At 66.9% G+C, this 18,413-nt stretch carries 16 protein-coding genes; 6 read left to right on the forward strand and 10 right to left on the reverse strand.

Features of this window, described 5'->3' with window-relative positions; all coding sequences use genetic code 11:
• Positions 1 to 47: 47 nt before the first annotated feature.
• From ACAW63_RS27285 to ACAW63_RS27300, 4 genes are all read right to left on the reverse strand, one after another.
• Entirely contained in the window at positions 48 to 1,181 is a 1,134-nt protein-coding gene (locus tag ACAW63_RS27285) for an ABC transporter permease (protein ID WP_371230574.1), read from the reverse strand.
• Between the two features lie 9 nt (positions 1,182 to 1,190).
• Entirely contained in the window at positions 1,191 to 2,363 is a 1,173-nt protein-coding gene (locus tag ACAW63_RS27290; RefSeq protein WP_371230576.1) for an ABC transporter permease, read from the reverse strand.
• Positions 2,345 to 3,316, reverse strand: coding sequence for an HlyD family secretion protein (locus ACAW63_RS27295; protein ID WP_371230578.1), 972 nt, complete (start codon positions 3,314 to 3,316; stop codon positions 2,345 to 2,347). Before ACAW63_RS27295 ends, ACAW63_RS27290 begins: the two co-directional genes overlap by 19 nt.
• Before the next feature lie 85 nt (positions 3,317 to 3,401).
• A complete protein-coding gene (locus tag ACAW63_RS27300; protein ID WP_371230580.1) occupies positions 3,402 to 3,881 on the reverse strand; it encodes a phosphate-starvation-inducible protein PsiE in 480 nt (159 codons plus the stop codon).
• A 197-nt stretch (positions 3,882 to 4,078) separates the two neighbouring features.
• Here ACAW63_RS27300 and ACAW63_RS27305 point away from each other — a divergent pair, with 197 nt between their 5' ends.
• Both ACAW63_RS27305 and ACAW63_RS27310 read left to right on the forward strand, forming a co-directional pair.
• A complete protein-coding gene (locus ACAW63_RS27305; RefSeq protein ID WP_371230581.1) occupies positions 4,079 to 4,360 on the forward strand; it encodes a DUF3509 domain-containing protein in 282 nt (93 codons plus the stop codon).
• A 247-nt stretch (positions 4,361 to 4,607) separates the two neighbouring features.
• Positions 4,608 to 4,874: a YebG family protein gene (locus tag ACAW63_RS27310; protein ID WP_371230583.1), complete on the forward strand. Its 267-nt coding sequence runs from the start codon at positions 4,608 to 4,610 to the stop codon at positions 4,872 to 4,874.
• Between the two features lie 554 nt (positions 4,875 to 5,428).
• On the opposite strand, the gene ACAW63_RS27315 is transcribed toward ACAW63_RS27310, so the two are convergent.
• Positions 5,429 to 6,463, reverse strand: a complete 1,035-nt coding sequence (locus tag ACAW63_RS27315; RefSeq protein ID WP_371230585.1) for a Leu/Phe/Val dehydrogenase — start codon at positions 6,461 to 6,463, stop codon at positions 5,429 to 5,431.
• 157 nt (positions 6,464 to 6,620) lie between these two features.
• On the opposite strand from ACAW63_RS27315, the gene ACAW63_RS27320 reads away from it, so the two are divergent.
• Positions 6,621 to 7,430 carry a SirB1 family protein gene (locus tag ACAW63_RS27320; RefSeq protein WP_371230587.1) on the forward strand — a complete coding sequence of 270 codons (810 nt, stop codon included), beginning with the start codon at positions 6,621 to 6,623 and terminating at the stop codon, positions 7,428 to 7,430.
• A gap of 11 nt (positions 7,431 to 7,441) precedes the next feature.
• On the opposite strand, the gene ACAW63_RS27325 is transcribed toward ACAW63_RS27320, so the two are convergent.
• The 3 genes from ACAW63_RS27325 to ACAW63_RS27335 all read right to left on the reverse strand — a co-directional run bounded on the left by ACAW63_RS27325 (position 7,442) and on the right by ACAW63_RS27335 (position 13,358).
• The gene (locus ACAW63_RS27325; protein ID WP_371230589.1) at positions 7,442 to 9,970 is read right to left on the reverse strand and encodes a LuxR C-terminal-related transcriptional regulator; all 2,529 of its coding nucleotides are present in this window, start codon (positions 9,968 to 9,970) and stop codon (positions 7,442 to 7,444) included.
• A 185-nt stretch (positions 9,971 to 10,155) separates the two neighbouring features.
• A complete protein-coding gene (locus ACAW63_RS27330; RefSeq protein WP_343577499.1) occupies positions 10,156 to 11,526 on the reverse strand; it encodes a DUF1329 domain-containing protein in 1,371 nt (456 codons plus the stop codon).
• 23 nt (positions 11,527 to 11,549) lie between these two features.
• A complete protein-coding gene (locus ACAW63_RS27335) occupies positions 11,550 to 13,358 on the reverse strand; it encodes a DUF1302 domain-containing protein (RefSeq protein ID WP_275608485.1) in 1,809 nt (602 codons plus the stop codon).
• A gap of 294 nt (positions 13,359 to 13,652) precedes the next feature.
• Here ACAW63_RS27335 and ACAW63_RS27340 point away from each other — a divergent pair, with 294 nt between their 5' ends.
• The 3 genes from ACAW63_RS27340 (at position 13,653) to ACAW63_RS27350 (ending at position 16,321) form a co-directional block, all read left to right on the forward strand.
• Entirely contained in the window at positions 13,653 to 14,405 is a 753-nt protein-coding gene (locus tag ACAW63_RS27340) for a helix-turn-helix domain-containing protein (RefSeq protein ID WP_371234812.1), read from the forward strand.
• A 113-nt stretch (positions 14,406 to 14,518) separates the two neighbouring features.
• Entirely contained in the window at positions 14,519 to 15,940 is a 1,422-nt protein-coding gene (locus ACAW63_RS27345; RefSeq protein ID WP_371230592.1) for an NAD(P)/FAD-dependent oxidoreductase, read from the forward strand.
• A gap of 33 nt (positions 15,941 to 15,973) precedes the next feature.
• Positions 15,974 to 16,321 carry a cupin domain-containing protein gene (locus ACAW63_RS27350; protein WP_371230593.1) on the forward strand — a complete coding sequence of 116 codons (348 nt, stop codon included), beginning with the start codon at positions 15,974 to 15,976 and terminating at the stop codon, positions 16,319 to 16,321.
• A 242-nt stretch (positions 16,322 to 16,563) separates the two neighbouring features.
• On the opposite strand, the gene ACAW63_RS27355 is transcribed toward ACAW63_RS27350, so the two are convergent.
• Positions 16,564 to 17,331, reverse strand: a complete 768-nt coding sequence (locus ACAW63_RS27355) for a crotonase/enoyl-CoA hydratase family protein (RefSeq protein WP_371230594.1) — start codon at positions 17,329 to 17,331, stop codon at positions 16,564 to 16,566.
• A 123-nt stretch (positions 17,332 to 17,454) separates the two neighbouring features.
• Positions 17,455 to 18,366, reverse strand: a complete 912-nt coding sequence (locus tag ACAW63_RS27360; RefSeq protein ID WP_371230595.1) for an SDR family oxidoreductase — start codon at positions 18,364 to 18,366, stop codon at positions 17,455 to 17,457.
• Positions 18,367 to 18,413 lie beyond the last annotated feature (47 nt).

Genomic DNA, 18,413 nt, shown 5'->3' on the forward strand with positions numbered 1-18,413 from the left:
GGAAGGTGGAACTCTCACTCTAGACGGCACGGCGCCGGCCGACGCGATCACCAACCCTTGAGCTGGTCCCAGCGCCAGTTTCGATACTGGTAGATCAGTGTACCCAAGAGCCCATAGGCCGCCGCCATGGCGAAGAGGATAAGAATCCTGTCGGCCACGGCGGAGAGCGGCAGGTTCATCTGGTTCATCTCCACCACCGCGCGGATCGCCCAGGTGGAGGGAATGGCATCGGCCAGCAATTGCACCCACTGCGGCATGGCCTGGGGCGGCCAGGTGAAGCCGGCCATGTAGAACAGCGGCAGGGTGATGAAGGTCATGGTCAGGTAGACCGCCTCCTCCGACGGCAGCAGCTCGGCGATGAACTCACTCATGGCGATCACCGCCAGCAGGAAGGGCAGCACCAGGCCCATCAGCATGAAGAACGAGGCCGTCTGCCGGTAACCCATCATCCATGGCCAGATCACGTAGAAGAGCATCGCCAGCACCGTCCAGATCGACAGCTGCGCGGCATAGCGGCCGAAGCGCGTCGAGACGGGTTGGCGCAGCGAGCGCGGAGTGCCACCGCGCAGGTTGAGGTTCACCCGCGTGCAGGAGAGCAGCAGGCTGTGCTGCAGGATCAGCGTCACAAGGCCGGGCAGGACGATGGCGGCGAAGCTGGTGCCGGGGTTGAACAGGTCGGTGAGCTGGCCGATCGCCGGTTGCAGCAGCACGCTGGCCTGCCGTTCGGAGAAGCCGCCGCGCGTCAGCCGCTCACGGTTGTAGCGCAGCGACAGCTCGTTGTAGGTGGCGCTGATGTCCTGCTGGATCTGCCCGTTGGCCATGCGGTTGGTGGCATCGCCGAAGATCGGCACGGTGACCGACTCGCCGCGCAGCACGCGCTTCTCGAAGTCCAGCGGGATGACCACGATGGCGAACAGCTTGCGCCAGGCCAGGTCATGCTGCGCCTCGGGTAACTGATCGTAACCGCGGGTGGCGATCTTCGGCGCGGCATCGAGCAGACGCACCAGTTCGCGGGACGCCGCGCTGTGGTCCATGTCGATCACCGCCACCGGCAGGTCGTTCATGGTGCGGTGCGCGTAGGGCAAGGTGGTCAGCGCCACCGACAGCACCATCATCAGCCACAGCGGCTTGCCCAGCATGTTGCGCAGGGATTGGCGGAAGACGCTCCAGAAGTTTTCCATGCGCGTTCCTTACGCCGGGCTCAGGTCGAGACGCCGACGCAGGCGCATCTTGGCGATCATGTAGGCCAGCAGCGGGTAGAGCAGCAGCTTGCAGCAGGTGTACAAACCCGACTCGGCCGGCGCCTTGCGCAGGAACTGGTCGAACAGGCCGTGCAGGGTATGGGTCAGCGGCTCCGCCTCGGCGATCACCCGGGCGATCTGCGGCATCGCCAGCTCCGGCAGCAGCACGCCGGAATAGGTCTGCGCCAAACCGATCAGCAGGCCGATCAGCGAATAGGCGCTGAAGCGGTTGGCGGTGAAGATGAACAGCACCAGCCCGAGGCTCTGCGCCGCCGCGACGTAGCAGACGGTGATCGCCAGCATCCACCAGGGATTGCCGTTGATCCGCGCGCCGTTGAGCTCCACCAGCAGGAACAGTTCGACCATCAGCAAGGTGCTGAACAGCAGCGTGTAGGGCGCCAGCTTGCCCAGCAGGCGTACGCCGAGGGCCTGGGCCCGCAGGATGTGCGGCGACGATGCGCGCAGCTCCGGCGCCTCGCGGGCCAGCACATGGACGGTGGCGACGATCACGAACAGCTGCAGCAGGTGGACGATGGCCGCGAACTGCTGGAAGTAGATGTAGTTGCCGCTGGCGTTGAACAGGCTCTCGTAGGACACCGCGACGCTGGCCAGCGCCGGCATCGGACGATCCATCCCGGCGGCCAGGCGCGGGCGCAGCTCGGCGTTGACGGAGCTCATCAGCCCGCTGAAGTCCTGGGTCGAGTAGAAGCCGGCGGAATAGAACAGCGAGTTGTAGTACAGCTCGGCGGTGGGCTGGCGGCCGGCCAGCGCGTCCGCCTCGAAATCGCGGGGGATGTACAGCAGCGCATAGTCGTCGGCCATGCGCAGGCGGCGCAGGCCTTCCTGCAGGCCACCGCCGAGCACCTCGACCTTGGCGTGGGAGCCGGCGTCCAGCTCACGGACGATCCGCCGCGACAGGTGGCTGTGATCGGCATCGACCACCGCCACCGGCATGTCCAGCAGGGTGCCGGCCTGGTAGACGCCGCTGATCACCACGAACAGCAGCAGCGGCCAGAGCCAGCCGAGCCAGTGGATGGTCCAGCTGCGCAGGGCGATGCGCGTCTCGCTGCCGAAGGCCTGGGCGAAACGCAGCAGGTTGCGCCTTACTGCTTCCAGTGCCACAGCGCGCTCATCCCGGGACGCAGCCCCTCCACCGGTTTCTCCGGATAGAGCCGCACCTCGAAGGTCTTCAGGTCGAAGTCGCCGGTAGCGCGGGTGGCGCGCTTGGTGGCGAAGTCGCCGAGCGGCGCGATGTAGCTGACCCTGGCCCGGACTTCGGCGTTCTTCAGGGCGGGCACCTGGATGCTCACCTCATCGCCCTTCTTCACGTCGGCGAGGATGTCTTCGCGCAGGTTGAACACGAAATAGCTGTCGGACAGCCGCACCAGTGTCAGCAACGGGCTGTAGGCGTTGATCAGCTCGCCCTGCTCCGCCGGGATCGGCCCGACCTCACCGTCCACCGGCGCCACCACGTTGAGGTCGTCGGTCTGCGCCTGCAGTTCGAGAATCTGCGCATCGGCCCGGCGCACCGCGGCTTCCAGCGCGCGGCGGCGCTCCTCGCGGTCGCCCTGGGTGCCTTCGTCGAGATTGGCCTGGGCCTCGGCCACGCGGTTGCGCGCCACGTCGCGGCCACGGCGGGACAGGTCCAGCTGCGCCTGGGAAACGAAGCCACGGCCGGCCAGTTCCTCGTTGCGCTGGTACTCGAGCTCGGCGTTGCGCAGCTCCGCCTGGGCCTGAGACAGGCTGGCCTGCAGGGCGCGCAGGGTTTCCTCGCGGGTGCCGTGGAGGGATTCGTCGAGATTGGCCTGCACCTGGTTGCGCGCGGCGCGCAGGGAGTCCAGCTGGGCCTGCAGCTCGGGGCTGCTGAGGGTGATCAGCAGCTGGCCCTGCTTCACATCGTCGCCGCGTCGCACGTGCAGCACTTCGACCCGGCCCTTGGCCTTGGACGCGACGATGACATCGGTGGCGTCCGCCTCACCCTGCAACAGCAGGGGCTGGGAGTGCAGGCGGAGATAGAGGGTAATGGCGATGATCACCAGGATCAGCAGGGGGGCGAACAGCTTCCATCCCTTCATGGGCTCGGACTTCCTCGGCGGCCGGATGCACCGATGGTAGTGCATCCGGCCGCTGTGCGGCGGGCCGTGATCAATGCCTGTGCGATCAGCGCTCGTCGTCGCCGATCAGCTCACGCTCGCCGCTGCGCTGCGGCGAGGCCGGCGAAGGGAAGCGCGAGGAGGCGTAGCGCACCACCAGGATCGCCATCGCCAGCAGCAACAGCGCCACCGAGACCAGGATGATGCCATCGTCCGGCACGTGGTTGTGCTGGATGTCGGCGATCATCAGGCGGGTCAACGCGGTCATCGCCACGTAGATCAGGAAGCGCACCGGCATGTGGTTGGTCTTGAAGTAGATGCCCACCATCGCGCCCAGTTCGAGGTAGATGAACAGCAGCAGGATGTCATCGATGCTCGCGTGGCCCTTGCCCATCATCTCGCCGAAGGCCACCGCCGCCGACCAGAACACCGTGCCGCCGATGGCGAACAGCGCCAGGTAATGGAAGCCCTCCACCAACAGGTTGCCCAGGGATTCGGCACAGCCATGCATCCGTTCTCGCAGGCGCTCGGCCCAGTCCAGTTTCATTGCTTAGATCTCCACGTCTTAAAGGATTCCTGAGGGGAATGCCTGCCAGTCACTCTTTGCAAGAACTGCTCTGCAAGCACTACGCCATTGATCTTGAGCAGTCATGGCAATCCGTCGCTGCGGCACCATGACGGCGAACTTTTCCGGTAGCCCTCCGGTCAATCCAGAAGCACGCCCACAACAGGCAGGACCGATTCATGGAAAGTCCCTTTCAGGTACTGACCGAGGCCTTCGGGCAGCAGTACCGCGTCAACTTCAGCCTTGAAGGGCTCGACGGCCGCATCGTCCTCACCCTCTCCACCGAGGACGGCGTCGCCGCGCGCCGCATGATCCGCAACAGCCAACTGCAGGACCCGCAGCAGTTGCAGCGCTTCATCCAGAGCGTCCGCTTCGGCATCGCCATCGAGCACGGCCGCATGGCGCCGCAGTTGCTGGCCTCGATGACAGGCGGCGGCTACGGTCTGCTCAACGCTTCCTAAGCCAAATTCCTATCTTCTGAAGATTCTGACTGACGGCGCCTTGCGCCGGTCACGTCGGAACTGCTGCGCGCGCCAACAGGGCGCGCGCACTCATTTGAGCCATCACCCGATACCCGCCTCCCTCTTTCCTGCGTCTAGGCTCTGACGAATGGTTCGCGCATCGGCAGTAGCATTGCGCAATCATTTTACTGTATAAATAAACAGTAATTCCCACACCCCCAACAAGAGAAGGCTTACGAGGTGATGAATGGCCGTCGAAGTGGTGTACCGCAGCAGCCGCGATCCGGAGCGCCTGTTCATGGATAAGGCAGAAGCCGACCGGCACGACAAGATGCTGGAGCTGGCGGAAACGCTGGCCGAAGTGCTGCAGAAGGCGGTGCCTTCGCTCAAGGAGGACCAGGTCGAGGAAATCGGCATCTTCATGGCCAAGAACCGCGACGCCTTCGCCCGTGCCTTCAAGAACCAGCCCGATGCGTTGAACGAGATCTTCAGCGAGTCGGCTGCCGAAGAGTGAGCCTGTAGCTGGCCCATCGCGGACGGCGTTCGCTCCTACGCAGGCGCATGACGCTGGCGTTCACATGGAGCACCGAGTCGGCCGCGATGGATTTCGCGGACAGGTCCGTTCCTACGAGAGCCGTGCGCCCGCTCAGGCTCTGGCTCTGGCTATTGAGGACTTCCAGCGAAGTGTCCGCGCACTCCGGAGCGCCCCTTCAGGAGGCCGAGTGGAATCGGAGTTTCAGGGGTTGAGCGGCATGGATGCCGCGAGAGCGTCGTTGGGCCAGGGATGGCCCGTCGACGCGTGCCCCTGAAACTTCGATAGAGCGAGGGAATTTTTCGCCCCAAGCGAAAAACCGTATGACAGGGGCACAGACCTTTGCCCACTTTGGGTCGTTTGCCAAAGTGGGTCGCCCGAGGGGGCGAAACAAAATCTTTCAGCGCACACCGAAGCGGCGCTAGAACACCCGAACTTCACGACGGTGAATAACACCAGAGGTGTTATTCACCCTGCAGAGAGCAAAAGCATCGCGGACGGAGTCCGCTCCTACGAAAGCCATAGGAGCGGCGGCATCAGTGCCCCGAATACTCCCCGTAGAGAATCCGCTCCGCCAGCTTGTCGGCGACCCGCGCCGGCGACAGGTGATCGGCCTGGGCATGGGCATAGACCTCGGTGAGTCGCTCGGCGATCCGCGACAGGTGCGCGGTAATGGTCGGCAGCGCCTCGCCCTGGTGTTGCAGCGCGACGTAGATCAGCCCGCCGGAGTTGATCACGTAATCCGGCGCATAGAGGATGCCCCTGGCCTCCAGCTCGTCGGCAACCTCAGGCTGCGCCAGCTGGTTGTTCGCCGCCCCCGCTACCGCCGCGCAGCGCAAGTGGCCAACCACCTGCGAGGTGAGCACCCCGCCCAGCCCGCACGGGGCGAGGATGTCGCAGGGCGTGGTGAGCAGCGCCTCATTGGGCACTGGACGCGCACCCAGTTCCTCCACCGCCAGCTCCACTTTTCCCGAGTCGATATCGCTGACCAGCAGCTCCGCGCCGGCGGCGGCCAGGTGCTCGGCCAGGGCATAGCCCACGTGGCCCAGGCCCTGGATGGCGACCCGCAGGCCCTCCAGGTCATCGCTGCCCAGACGCGCCTGGGCGCTGGCGCGGATGCCGGCGAACACGCCCAGTGCGGTGTGCGGCGAAGGGTCGCCGCCGCTGGTGGTGCTGGTCACATGGCGGGTGTACTGGGCGATGCAGTCCATGTCCGCGCTGGAGGTGCCGCTGTCCACCGCGGTGATGTAGGCGCCGCCCAGGGAATCGATGAAGCGGCCGAAGGCTTCGAACAGTTCGCCGCGATTGGGCACGTGGGGCGGGCGGATGATCACCGCCTTGCCGCCGCCCTGGCGCAGCCCGGCCAGCGCGGCCTTGTAGCTCATGCCCTGGGCCAGCCGCGCGGCGTCGCGCAGGGCGGATTCCTCGCTGGGATAGGGCAGATAACGGCAACCACCCAGTGCCGGCCCGAGCCGGGAATTGTGAATGGCGATGATGGCCTTGAGTCCCGTGGCCGGGTCCTGGGTGAGATGCAGCGACTCGAGCCGGGTGGCTTCCATCATGTCGAACATGGCGGCGCTCCCTTGCTAGTGACCGGGCGCCCAAGCTTTCGGGCCCTAACAGTATAGGCATCCCCCTCCATCCGCGTTTGCTCGCGACGAGCGCGGGCGGAGACTGGACGAGCGCGGCCCGCAACGGTTAAAACCGCAGGGTCAGCCGGAGAACGCCATGAACCCGCGTCAAGCCTGCCTCGCCTGCCTCGCCCAGGAGCCACCCGCTCTGTTCGAGGCCGCGCTGTGGATCGCCGCCGAGCATGAGCCGCACCAGGGCCCGGAACAGGCACGCCGCCTGTTCGACAGCCTGGCGCATCAGGTCGCGGTGGCGTTGCCGGCGATGACCACGGACGCCGAGCGCGCCCAGGCGCTGTTGCGCCGCCTGAGCGAGCTGGGCTTCGCCGAGGACGATGAGTTCCCCCTGCAACCCCGCGCCGCCCTGCTCCCCCAGGTACTGCAACGCCGTCATGGCCAACCGCTGTCGCTGGCGCTGATCGCCCTGGAACTGGCGCGCCAGCAAGGCATTTCCCTGGTCGGGGTGAACTTCCCCGGACGCTTCCTGCTGCGCGTTCCCGGCGCCGATCATCTGCTCGACCCGGCCACTGGCCGTCGTCTCTACACCCGAGACTGCCGCGACCTGCTGGTGCGTCAATTGGGGCCGCAGGTGGAGCTTTCCGCCGCGCACCTGCAAACCGCCAGCGCCGCCGAGATGCTCCAGCGCCTGTCGCGCAACTTGCGGCAACTGCATCTGGGCGTGGGTGAGCCAATGGCCGCACTGAAGGACGCCCAGCGTGTGCTTGAACTGGGCCCGCCAACCGCCGGCGACCACCTGGCCCGCGCCGACCTTTACCACGCGCTGGAGTGCCCGCAGGCCGAACGCTACGACCTGGAGCGGGCGATGCTGCTCAGCGACGACCCCACCGAGCAGCTGCGTCTGGCCCAGCGCCTGGCGGAGATCAGCGTGCCGCCCAAGGCGTTGCACTGAGCCATAGAGCCTCAGATCTTGAGCAGTCCCAGTTCCTTCGCCCGCGCCACCGCCTGGGTGCGCCGCTCGACGCCGAGCTTGCCGTTGATCCGCCGGGCGTGGGTCTTCACCGTATGCAGCGAAATGTAGAGACGCTCGCCGATTTCCAGGTTCGAGCAGCCCCGCGCGATCAGCTCCAGCACCGACAGCTCGCGCAGGCTGAGCAGGCTGTGCGCGGGCATCTCGCTGGCGTTGGGGCGCAGGCCGAACAGGCCCGGCTGGCGGCGCTGGGTCTCCCGCAGTGCGGCGGGCAGGCCGAAGCGTTGCGCCAGCGTCACGCCCTCGTCGAGCGCGGTGCGCGCATCATCCAGGTTGCCGGCGAGGTAATGGACTTCGGCCAGCGCCAGCCAGACATCGCAGGCCAGGGTGTTGCGCCCCTGCCGCAGCAGGTCGGGCAGCATCGCGGACAGGCGTTGCAACGCGCCCTCGACCTCGCCGTCGTACAGTTCGGCGAGCGCCAGCAGGTGCTCCACCCGCAGGATCAGGTCAGGCATGGCCGCCGGCGGATTCAGACGGTCGGTGCGGCAGCGCGAGGCGACCCGCAGCAACACCTCGCGCGCCTGCGCCGCCCGCCCCTGGCGAAGGCTCAGGGCGCCACTGACCAGCAGCAGCGAGCCGCGGTACACAGCCTCGGGCACGTGCTGCAGCTGCATCAGCCGCTCCGCCTCCAGCAGTCGGTTGAAGGCGCCGTCGATGTCGTCATCCAGCGCATCCAGCCAGGCCATGCCGGTGAGGCCGTAGATCAGGCACGGATCATGGCTGCGGCGGGTTTCGGTCAGGCCAGCGATGAACAGCTCGCGCGCCTCGTCGTTGCGTCCCTGGCGCAGGCTCAGCCAGCCGCGGCGCAGGGCGACGCGCCCGGCCATGGCGTTGCCGGTCACGCTGATTTCGTCCAGGTAGTCCTGCACCCGCGCCAGCAGGGCGTCGGCGCGTTGCAACTCGCCGCGCTGCTCCAGCCACTGGGCGCGGTCCAGTTCCAGCAGCGCCTCGAAAGTCAGGCTGCCATGCAACCGCGCGAGCCTGAGCGCATCCCGGTTGATCAGGCGGGCTTCGGCCAGGTTACCGCCGGCCTGGGCTTGCTGGGTCAGCGCCGACAGGCAGATCAGCTTCTGCGCCCAGGCATCCTCCGGCAGGTACTCCAGCGCCTCGCGCAGCTGTTCGCGGGCGCCGGGGCGCCCCCGGGCGTGGGTCAGCACTCCGGCCAGGCCCTGCCACTGGGCGACCAGCGTGCGCTGCCGACGCTCACCGGACATCGGCAGGAAGCGGGTGAAGCCGGCGAGCAATGCCTGGGCATCGTCCAGCCTTCCGACGAACAGCAGGGTCCAGGCATTGAGCACCAGCAGGCGCGGCGTGCTGCATAGCAACTCGTCCGGCAGCATTTCGCGCAGCTTGAGCACCCGTTCGAGATTGCGCCCGTGCAACAGGTGCTCTTCGGTGAAGCGCTGCAGCAGGCTGGCCGCCTCGTCCGGCTGCTCGGCGAGCAAGGCGTGTTCGAACGCCGCGTGGAGATCGTCGGACTGGCTGAACCACTGGCAGGCCCGGCGATGCAGCAGCGCCGCCGGCCAACGGGACAGGCGCACCAGGGTCGGCGCCAGCATCGGCGCGACCCGGAACCAGCGCTGGGTGTTGTCCACCGGCTCGATCAGCGCCCCCCAGGCGAGCAGTCCGTCCAGGCCCTGGCCGGGCGTGTCGAACAGGTAATCGCTGAGTTCCCGGCCAAAGCGCGGAATGCTTGCCAACGCGCAGAGCATCTCCGCCAGGGATGCGGGCAGCGTGGTCAGCACCTCCCGTTGCAGGTAGTCCTGCAACAGCGCGCTGCCGCTCTCCGCCACCTGCATCGTGCACGGCACCTCACTGTCGTTGGCCAGGCTCAGCAGGCGCAAACGGATGCCGGCGAACCAGCCATGGGTCGACTCGTGCAGCGCTTCGCGTTGGGCCTGCGGCCACTCCAGGGCCGACAGCTGCAGATAGCGATCGAGCTCGCCCTGGGTCAGGGCAAGGGCGGCAGCGTCCAGCTCCAGCAGTTCGCCTTCGAGCAGCAGGCGCGTCAGGTTGCACTTCGGCCGCCGCCGGCTGGCCAGCCACCAGCCGACCTGCGGGGACGCCACGGCGAGCAGGCGGTCGAAGCAGTCATCCAGCGCGGTATCCGGCGTCCGGGGGTAATCGTCGAGCATCAGCCAGATCGGTTCGCTCACCGTCTCCAGCCAGGCGCCCAGCGCCCCTTCGCCCCCTTCCAGCACACCGAGCGCTTCGGCCAGCCGCTCGCAGAACTGCGCCGGCTCCAGCGGCCGCCCACCGAGGCTCAGCCAGACCACGCGGGTGCCGGCCGGTACCTGTCGCGCGCACTCGCTCAGCAGCACTGTCTTGCCGCAGCCGGGCGGCGCCACCAGCAGGCGCAGGCGGCATTCGGCGGCGCCAAGGCTGGCCCGCAGGCGTTCACGGGGCAGATGCTGGCGGGGCAGTCGCGGCAGCGCCGCGCGGTGCAGGGCGATTGTCGACATGGGCTTCTTCCGGCCATTTGCTGCGGGCCAGACTATGCCCCGGCGCGGACCGGGCAAAGGACCATCAGCGGCATTCATGGCGCGTCATAGCGCCGGCTGCTCACGGCCCGGCACAGGCACTGCGCCCCCCAAAAAAGAAACCCGGCGCCTACCGTGAGGCGCCGGGCAAGGAGCACAGCAGCGGATCAGCGCACGCCGGTGTTGCGCAGGGCCGCCGGGGTGAAGTCGGCCATGCTGGCCTTGTTGCCGAACTGGTAGCCGCGCTTCTCCTCGTTGTTCAGGCCGAAGGTCACGTAGCGGCCGGCGAGGATGTCGTACAGCGACTCGGCGGCGTAGCCGGTGGCCAGTTCCGGGTAGAAGGTCATCGAATGGCCCTCGCCTACGCGCCACAGCTGGCCGCGGCCGTCGTACAGCTCCGACTCGGCGATCTGCCAGCTGTCCTCGTCGAGGTAGAAGTGGCGGGTGGCGTAGATGTTGCGCTCGCCGGCCTTCAGGGTGCCGACCACTTCCCACACGCGGTGCAGCTCGTAGCGGGTCAGGTCCTGGTTGATGTGGCCGGGCTTGACGATGTCGTCGTACTTGAGCTGCGGCGAGTTCAGCCGGTAACTGTTGTACGGGATGTACATCTCGCGCTTGCCCACCAGCTTCCAGTCGTAGCGGTCCGGCGCGCCGGAGAACATGTCGTAGTTGTCCGAGGTACGCATGCCGTCCGAGGCGGTGCCCGGGCCGTCGTAGGCCACCTGCGGAGCGCGGCGCACGCGACGCTGGCCGGCGTTGTAGATCCATGCCAGGCGTGGTTCCTTCACCTGGTCGAGGGTCTCGTGGACCAGCAGCACGTTGCCGGCCAGGCGCGCCGGAGCGGTCACTTCCTGCTTGAAGTAGGTGAGGATGTTGCCGGTCTTGCTGGCGTCCTGCTCGGTCATGCTCTGCGGCACCGCGATCGATTCCTCGAAGCGGATCGGCGTATAGCTGCCGTTGGTCTGCGGCACAACCTGCACCACCACGCGGGAGATGTTGCCGCCGTGGTAGCGGGTCAGGTGGTTCCACAGCGCCTGCACGCCGTTCTTCGGAATCGGGAAGGCGTAATAGCGGCTCTTCTCGAAGTTCTCCAGGCCATTGCCGTCGTTGATCGGCTGGACGAACTCGGCGCTGTGCTTGATCGAGCCGTAGACCTCGTCGGGCAACGCGAAGCTGCGGTGGGTCTTGTACACCGGGATCTTGTAGGTGTCCGGGTAGCGCTTGAACAGCGCCAGCTGGCCGGCGGAAAGCTTGTCCTTGTACTGATCCACGTTCTGCGCGGTGATGGTGAACAGCGGCTTCTCATCGGCGAACGGGTCGGAGAGGAAGCCCTTGGCGTCCACCTTGCCGGCATCGCGGGCGATGCCGCCGGTCCAGGCCGGGATACTGCCGTCGGCGTTGCCTTCCTTCTGCGAGCCCATCGGCGTCAGGCTGCTGCCAAGTTTCGCCACCTCATCGGCGGAGACCGCGGCCATCACCCCGCAGGACAGCAGGCTCAGGGCCAGCGCGCCACATTGAAGGATTCTTGTCGTTCTCATACGTCGGTTCCTTGGTCAGGCGGTCAGAAGTTCACGCCGAAGCTGAGCGAAACGAAGTCGCGGTCGACGATGGTGTTGTAATCGCCGCCGAAGAAGTTCGTGTAGTTCAGGCTCGCGGTGTAGGTGTTCTGGTAGTCGGCATCGATACCGACGCTGGCGGCCTTGCTGCCTTCGTTGAAGACCGGGCCGTAGCCATGCACGTCATGGGACCAGGCGATGTTCGGCTTGAGGTTCACCCCGGCGAACACGTTGTTGTAGTCCCAGATGGTGCGGGCGCGGTAACCCCAGGACGAGGAGGTGTAGAAGCCGCCGCTGCCGTACTGGGCATCGGCCACCGCATTCTCCGGCACGCCGTACACCGAATCGCGGCCGTAGCGTTCGCCGACCTCGCGGGTCATGCCGCCGACGTAGGTCACGCCGACTTCGCCCACCAGGGTGACGCGGTCGGCGCCCATGGCCTGGTCGAAGAAGTGGGTGAAGGTGGTCTGCGCCTGGCTCACGTCCTTGCGTATGTAGCCGTGGTTGACCTGCTCGGCCTGGGCCAGCGCGCCCGCCACACCGCCGCTGGCGAAGCCGCCGGCCACGGTGGTGGCCAACAGCGGCGTCAGGTCGGTGGTGTTGAGTTGCAGCGGCATGTTCGGCCGGAAGCTGAACTCGCCCTGCCAGGCGGTGCCGGTAGGCAGCGTGGTGGAGAAGCTCAGGCCATACAGGCGGATGTCCTCGGGGTACTCGAGGAAGTAGTGGCCGCGTCCCAGCAGGATCGGCTGTGCCAGCGCCGAAGCGCCCGCGCCGATGGCGCGCAGGGCATTGCCGATATCGGCGGCGCTGGCGTTCTGCATGCTCACGATGGGTGTGCGACTGTGGTAGTTCATGGCGTAGGCGCCGTACTCGACGTCATCGCCCAGCCAGCGCAGGGACAGGCCCCACTGTCCGGAGTCGCGAGCATCGCGGTCGGCGCCGCGCGGCACCATCAGGCCCTCGGGGGTGACGGTCACGCCCAGGGAGTTGAGCAGCGCCTTGGTCGCCGGCGCGTTCAGTGCGGTGACGGTGTTCTTGTCGAGGATGTTGTAGTTGGTGTTGCAGCCGTCGGCCGCCACGTCCGTGGTGGAGAAGAAGGTGCCGCAGTTGTCGAGCACCGTCTGGTCCCACTCCAGCTGGTAGAAGCCTTCCACGGACAGCGAGTCGGTGAGGCTCTGCGACATGTAGAGCATGTTCACCGGGATCAGGCCTTCCTTGATTTCCGAACCGGGCCGGCGGAAGGCGGAGACATCGATGGGGTTGATGGCGTTGATGCTGTTGCCGATGAAGGTGCTCTCGCCCCAGCTCACCACCTGCTTGCCCAGGCGCACGGTGCCGGGCATGTCGGCGATGGAATAGTTGTAGTAGCCGAAGGCATCGAGCAGCTGCGCCCCGGAGGACTTGGCGCCCTCCTTGCGACCGCTGTTGGAGATCGGCTTCCACTCGGTGCCTTCATCCTCCAGGCGGAAGTCGTACCAGTACTTGCCCCGGGTGAAGACGCCGAAGTCCCCATACTTCAGCTCCAGGTCGTGGATACCCTTGAAGATCTTCGAGAAGGTGTGGCCCTTGCGGAAGTTCAGGCGCCCGTCGTCGTTGGTCTGGGTCATCCCGTGGCCGCCGTTGGCGGAACCGATCAGATCCTGCTTGGGACTCTGGGTACTCCAGCTGGCCCCCACGGACAGGCTGGAATCGAACTGTCCTTCGATCTCCCCAATGTTGAACGAAACGGCCTGAGCCTGGGCGGCGCATCCCAGGGCGACAGCGGTGGCGAGAAGTTGCGGTTGGAAGAATCCGCGCCTTGTTTTTGTTGTCATGCGGCTCTCCTGACGGTGTCGAGGTGGCTACACCCTACTCAGGCCCCCGGTGGGGAGTAAGCGCTCCAAGGTGGTATTCGCGGCGTCGCCCGAAAGAGTGAATCCCTGCTCTGCCACGGCCCTTTCCGGGCGACATTGGCGCAGGCAATGACGGGCCATCGAGCATCTGGATAGTGCAGCGGCCATTGCCACTACCCGAGGGGCAGGGTTGTTTGGCATCCTTGGCAACCTATGCACGCCATCGACCAACGCCCGACCGACAGCCACCTCACCGAACAGACCCGCGAGGTGGTGCTGCGCTATCACGAATGCTGGAAGCATCGCGACCTCGAAGCGGTGCTCGCGCTCTACCATCCGCAGGTGGAGTACAACGACTTCTTCCAGAACCGCACCCTGGGTTATGCCGACCTGCGCGACTACGTGCAGGGCACCATGCCCAGCCGCCCGGAAGAGTTCCTCGACCACATCGACCGCATCCGCGTGGATGGCGACACCGCGTTCATCCAGTACCGCATCGCGGTGACCCTGAGCGGCCGCCTGGCGACCTTCCATTCCAGCGAAGCCATCACCGTGCGCGACGGCCTGATCTGGCGGATCAACGAGTACGCCTCGGTGGTGCGTGAAGGCGCCGAGCACCGCCCGCAGGCGGCGGACCCGCGCCCGGCCACCAGCCGTCTGGGTCTCTCGCCACGCCAGCTGAGCCAACTGGCCAGCGACCTGGAGCACTACTTCAGCAAGAGCCAGCCGTACCTGGCGCCGGACCTGGACCTCACGCAAGTGGCCAACGCCACCGGCTACACCCGCAACCAGATTTCCTACCTGCTCAACCAGGTGATGGGGTTGAGCTTCTACCAGTACGTCAACCAGACGCGCCTCACCCACCTGCTCGGCCAGCTGCGCCCGCCGCTGCCGGCGCGCATCGACGAACTGGCGTTCTCCGCCGGCTTCAACTCGCTGTCGGCCTTCTACCGCTGCTTCCGCCAGCACACCGGGCAGTCCCCGCGCGAATACCTGAAGCGCCTGCGCGACGAGCAGAACGACGCCTGACCGGCTGCTGTCGGCGGGCGCGCGGGCACTCCCCGCGTACCCGCGCAGACGACAGCAGCCCGCGCCACCTCTAGGCTTGACGACATTCCCCCACTTCCCCTCCGGAGTCGTCTATGTCGGCATGGCGTCATATCAGTCTGTGGATGAACCAACTGGACGACGACCTCGTCCCGCGGCCCTCGCTGCAAGGCACGCTGGACGTCGACGTAGCCATCGCCGGCGCCGGCTACACCGGACTGTGGACCGCCTATTACCTGAAGCAGCGCGCGCCGCAGCTGAAGATCGCCATCGTCGAGGCGGAGACCGCCGGCTTCGGCGCCTCGGGTCGCAACGGCGGCTGGCTGATGGGCAACATTCTCGGCGAAGACCGCCTGCTCGCCGGCCTCTCCCCGGAACAGCGCCGCGCCTCCTACGACCTGCTGCACGACATCCCCGACGAAGTCGCCCGCGTGCTCGAACGCGAGGGCATCGACTGCGACTACCGCAAGGGCGGCGTGCTCTACACCGCCGCGCGCTATCCGGAGCAGGAACGCCGCCTGCGCGACTACCTCGCGCACCTCCATGCCGAGGGCCTGACCGAGGACGACTACCGCTGGCTCACCGCCAGCCAGCTCGCCGAACAGCTGCGCATTCCCAGCGCACTGGGCGCGATCCACACCCCGCACTGCGCCACCATCAACCCGGCCAAGCTGGTCCGTGGCCTGGCCCACGCCGTGGAGCGCCAGGGCGTGCAGATCTTCGAGAAGAGCCGCGTGACCCACTGGGCGCCGGGCCTGCTGCGCACCGCGCAAGGCGAGCTGAAAGCGCACTGGGTGGTGCCGGCCATCGAAGGCTACGCCGCCGACCTGCCGCCGCTGGGCAACTACCAACTGCCGGTGCAGAGCCTGCTGGTGGCCACCGAACCGCTGCCGGAATCGGTCTGGGCCGAGATTGGCCTTGCGCAGGGCCAGGCCTTCAGCGAATTCAGCCGCCAGGTCACCTATGGCCAGCGCACCGCCGACAACCGCCTGGCCTTCGGCGCCCGTGGCGGCTACCGCTTCGGCGGCAAGCTGCGCACCGACTTCAGCCTCACCGACGATGAAGTGGGACTGCGTCGCTATCTGTTCGGCGAACTCTTCCCGCGCCTGAAGGACGTACGCATCACCCACACCTGGGGCGGCAACCTCGGCATGTCGCGGCGCTTCCACCCGCACATGCTGATCGACCGTCGCAACGGCATCGCCCTTTCCGGCGGTTACGGCGGCGAAGGCGTCGGCGCCACCAACCTGGGTGGCCGCACCCTGGCCGACCTGATCCTCGGCCAGCACAGCGAACTGACCCGGCAGCCCTGGGTGATCGACGACCGCAGCGTGCAGGACGGCCTGCGCGGCTGGGAGCCCGAGCCGTGCCGCTGGCTGGGCTACAACGCGATCATCCGCAGTTTCGTGCATGAAGACGAAGTGCTGGCCAACCCGCACAGCGCCCCGTGGCGCCGCCGCCTGGCGGAGAAGCTCGCCGCGACCATGGAAGGCCTGATGACCTGGAAGGTCGGCTGATCAGCCACTAGAAGAAACCCACTGGAGCCCCGAATGAAACTGACCCACCTGAAGAACACCCTGCACGCCGAACTCGGTGCCGCCAACCCGGTGGCCGTGCCGCTGGGCGAGCCGGTGTCGGAAACCCGCGTGGAATCCATCGAGCGCAGCGACGGCGTGGAAACCGGCATCTGGGAATGCACCCCCGGTCGCTGGCGCCGCCAGATCGTCGAGCAGGAGTTCTGCCACTTCATCTCCGGCCGCGGCACCTTCACCCCGGACGGCGGCGAGACCATCGCCTTCCAGGCCGGCGACGCCTTCCTGCTGCCGCAGAACAGCCTGGGCGTGTGGGATATCCAGGAAACCGTGCGCAAGACCTACGTGATCATCCAGCGGGATTGATCGGCGCTGTTGCTGGTGTGGAGGGAAGGTCCGGAGCTCGGGCCTTCCCTCACCCCAGCCCTCTCCCAGAGGGAGAGGGAGCAGTCTGTGCCGGCAGGATTGACGGTGTTTCACCTGAAACACCGGACTACATGAACCGTTCTGCCCGGATGATACAGAGGCCAACGCCGCTCAGGACAGTCCCCTCTCCCACCGGGAAAGGGTTAGGGTGAGGGCGCTCTTATCTGATCGACCTGCGTCTCTCAAAACTCTCCGTGCCGCCCTTCCCCATCGGCGAAGCGCTTCGCCCCATCCACCGTCTCGCCGCTCTGGATCACCGACATCCCGCCCTGGAATTCATTGGCCATCGCCACGTCGAAGGACAGGGTCCACTGGGTAAAGACGCTGGCACGATCGGCCAGCATGCAACGCTGGGGAAACTCGGCGATCTCCCGCGCCAGCTCTTCCGCCGCCTCCAGCGCCTGCCCGCGCGGCACCACGCGGTTGGCCAGGCCCATCGTCAGCGCCTCCTGCGCCCCCACCGGGCGGCCGGTGAGGATCATATCCAGCGCCCGGCCCTGACCGATGATGCGCGGCAGGCGCACGGTGCCGCCGTCGATCAGCGGCACGCCGAAGCGCCGACAGAACACCCCGCACACCGCATCCTCGGCCATCACCCGCAGGTCGGCCAGCAGCGCCAGTTCCAGCCCGCCGGCCACGGCATAGCCCTCGATGGCGGCGATCAGTGGCTTGGACAACTGCATGCGGCTCGGCCCCATCGGCCCGTCGCCTTCGGTTTCCAGGCGATTGCGCCGCTCACCGTCCTCGGCCACCGCCGCAAGATCGGCGCCCGCGCAGAAGGTGCCGCCGGCGCCGGTAAGCACGGCGACCCGCGCCTCCTCGTCCTGCTCGAAGTCGCGCAAGGCATCGGCCAACGCCTGCGCGGTGGGCAGGTCCACGGCATTGCGTACCGCCGGGCGGGCGATCACCAGGGTGGTCACCGGGCCGTTCCTCTCGATTATCACGCTCATGGCGAACTCCTTGGGCATCGAGGCAGAAAAGCAAAGGGCCGACTATGAGCCGGCCCTTTCACCTTACTGCGTCTGCCGCCGAGGAACAGCCCGCTGGCCGTTCCGCCGGTCAGGCTGGCCGGATCAACCGGCGTATTTCTGCAGGTTCGCCATCATCTCGCGCAGCGCCTCGACGTTGTCCTTCGGGTGCACGGCGTTCTCGAAATCGCAGATCTGCGCGAAGTTGGCCGCCACGTCCTCGACGCTGAAACCCTCGCGCGGGTCGAAGCCCACGCCCAGGCTGCGCTCCCAGCGCACCTTGCCGATCCAGCCGCCGCCCACTTCGAACAGGCCGGAGGTCTCCTGACAGGCTTCGCTGCCCAGGTACACCACCAGCGGGCTGACCAGCTCGGGCTTGAGCTGCTCGAACACCTGCGGCGGGATCAGGCCTTCGGTCATGCGAGTGCCGCCGGTGGGGGCGATGGCGTTGACCAGGATGTTGTTCTTGCGGCCCTCGATGGCCAGGTTGCGGGTCAGGCCGTACAGGCCGAGCTTGGCCATGCCGTAGTTGCTCTGGCCGAAGTTGCCGTAGATGCCGGAGGTGGACGAGGTGAAGATCACCCGGCCATAGCCCTGTTCGCGCATGAACGGCCAGGCGGCGCGGGTCACCTTGTAGGCGCCCTCGACGTGGACCCTGTAGACCAGGTCCCAGTCGGCGTCTTCCATCTTGTGGAAGGTCTTGTCGCGCAGGATGCCGGCGTTGTTCACCACCACGTCGATGCGGCCGAACGCTTCCACGGCCTGGCGCACGATCTTCTCGCCGTCGGTCACCGAGTCATGGTTGGCGATGGCGGTGCCGCCGGCTTCGCGGATTTCCGCCACCACGCGGTCGGCGGCCGAGGCGTTGGCGCCTTCGCCGTGAGTGCTGCCACCCAGGTCGTTCACCACCACCGTGGCGCCGTGCTTGGCGAACAGCAGGGCGTGGGCGCGGCCGATACCGCCGCCGGCTCCGGTAACGATCACGACTTTTCCGTCGAAACGCAGGGCATCACTCATGGCAGGAACTCCAGGCAGGTCTGTTTTTCCGGAGTGTCCGGCAGCCG

The organism is Pseudomonas sp. QE6 (genome assembly GCF_041379005.1).
Classification (GTDB): Bacteria; Pseudomonadota; Gammaproteobacteria; order Pseudomonadales; family Pseudomonadaceae; genus Pseudomonas.

Excerpts from the sequence above, each read along its gene's own strand:
- ACAW63_RS27335 (WP_275608485.1), bottom strand. The coding sequence starts at position 13,358 with ATGACAACAAAAACAAGGCGCGGATTCTTCCAACCGCAACTTCTCGCC.
- ACAW63_RS27330 (WP_343577499.1), bottom strand. The coding sequence starts at position 11,526 with ATGAGAACGACAAGAATCCTTCAATGTGGCGCGCTGGCCCTGAGCCTG.
- ACAW63_RS27305 (WP_371230581.1), top strand. The coding sequence starts at position 4,079 with ATGGAAAGTCCCTTTCAGGTACTGACCGAGGCCTTCGGGCAGCAGTAC.
- ACAW63_RS27360 (WP_371230595.1), bottom strand. The coding sequence starts at position 18,366 with ATGAGTGATGCCCTGCGTTTCGACGGAAAAGTCGTGATCGTTACCGGA.
- ACAW63_RS27315 (WP_371230585.1), bottom strand. The coding sequence starts at position 6,463 with ATGTTCGACATGATGGAAGCCACCCGGCTCGAGTCGCTGCATCTCACC.
- ACAW63_RS27285 (WP_371230574.1), bottom strand. The coding sequence starts at position 1,181 with ATGGAAAACTTCTGGAGCGTCTTCCGCCAATCCCTGCGCAACATGCTG.
- ACAW63_RS27325 (WP_371230589.1), bottom strand. The coding sequence starts at position 9,970 with ATGTCGACAATCGCCCTGCACCGCGCGGCGCTGCCGCGACTGCCCCGC.
- ACAW63_RS27345 (WP_371230592.1), top strand. The coding sequence starts at position 14,519 with ATGTCGGCATGGCGTCATATCAGTCTGTGGATGAACCAACTGGACGAC.
- ACAW63_RS27320 (WP_371230587.1), top strand. The coding sequence starts at position 6,621 with ATGAACCCGCGTCAAGCCTGCCTCGCCTGCCTCGCCCAGGAGCCACCC.
- ACAW63_RS27310 (WP_371230583.1), top strand. The coding sequence starts at position 4,608 with ATGGCCGTCGAAGTGGTGTACCGCAGCAGCCGCGATCCGGAGCGCCTG.
- ACAW63_RS27350 (WP_371230593.1), top strand. The coding sequence starts at position 15,974 with ATGAAACTGACCCACCTGAAGAACACCCTGCACGCCGAACTCGGTGCC.
- ACAW63_RS27300 (WP_371230580.1), bottom strand. The coding sequence starts at position 3,881 with ATGAAACTGGACTGGGCCGAGCGCCTGCGAGAACGGATGCATGGCTGT.
- ACAW63_RS27355 (WP_371230594.1), bottom strand. The coding sequence starts at position 17,331 with ATGAGCGTGATAATCGAGAGGAACGGCCCGGTGACCACCCTGGTGATC.
- ACAW63_RS27295 (WP_371230578.1), bottom strand. The coding sequence starts at position 3,316 with ATGAAGGGATGGAAGCTGTTCGCCCCCCTGCTGATCCTGGTGATCATC.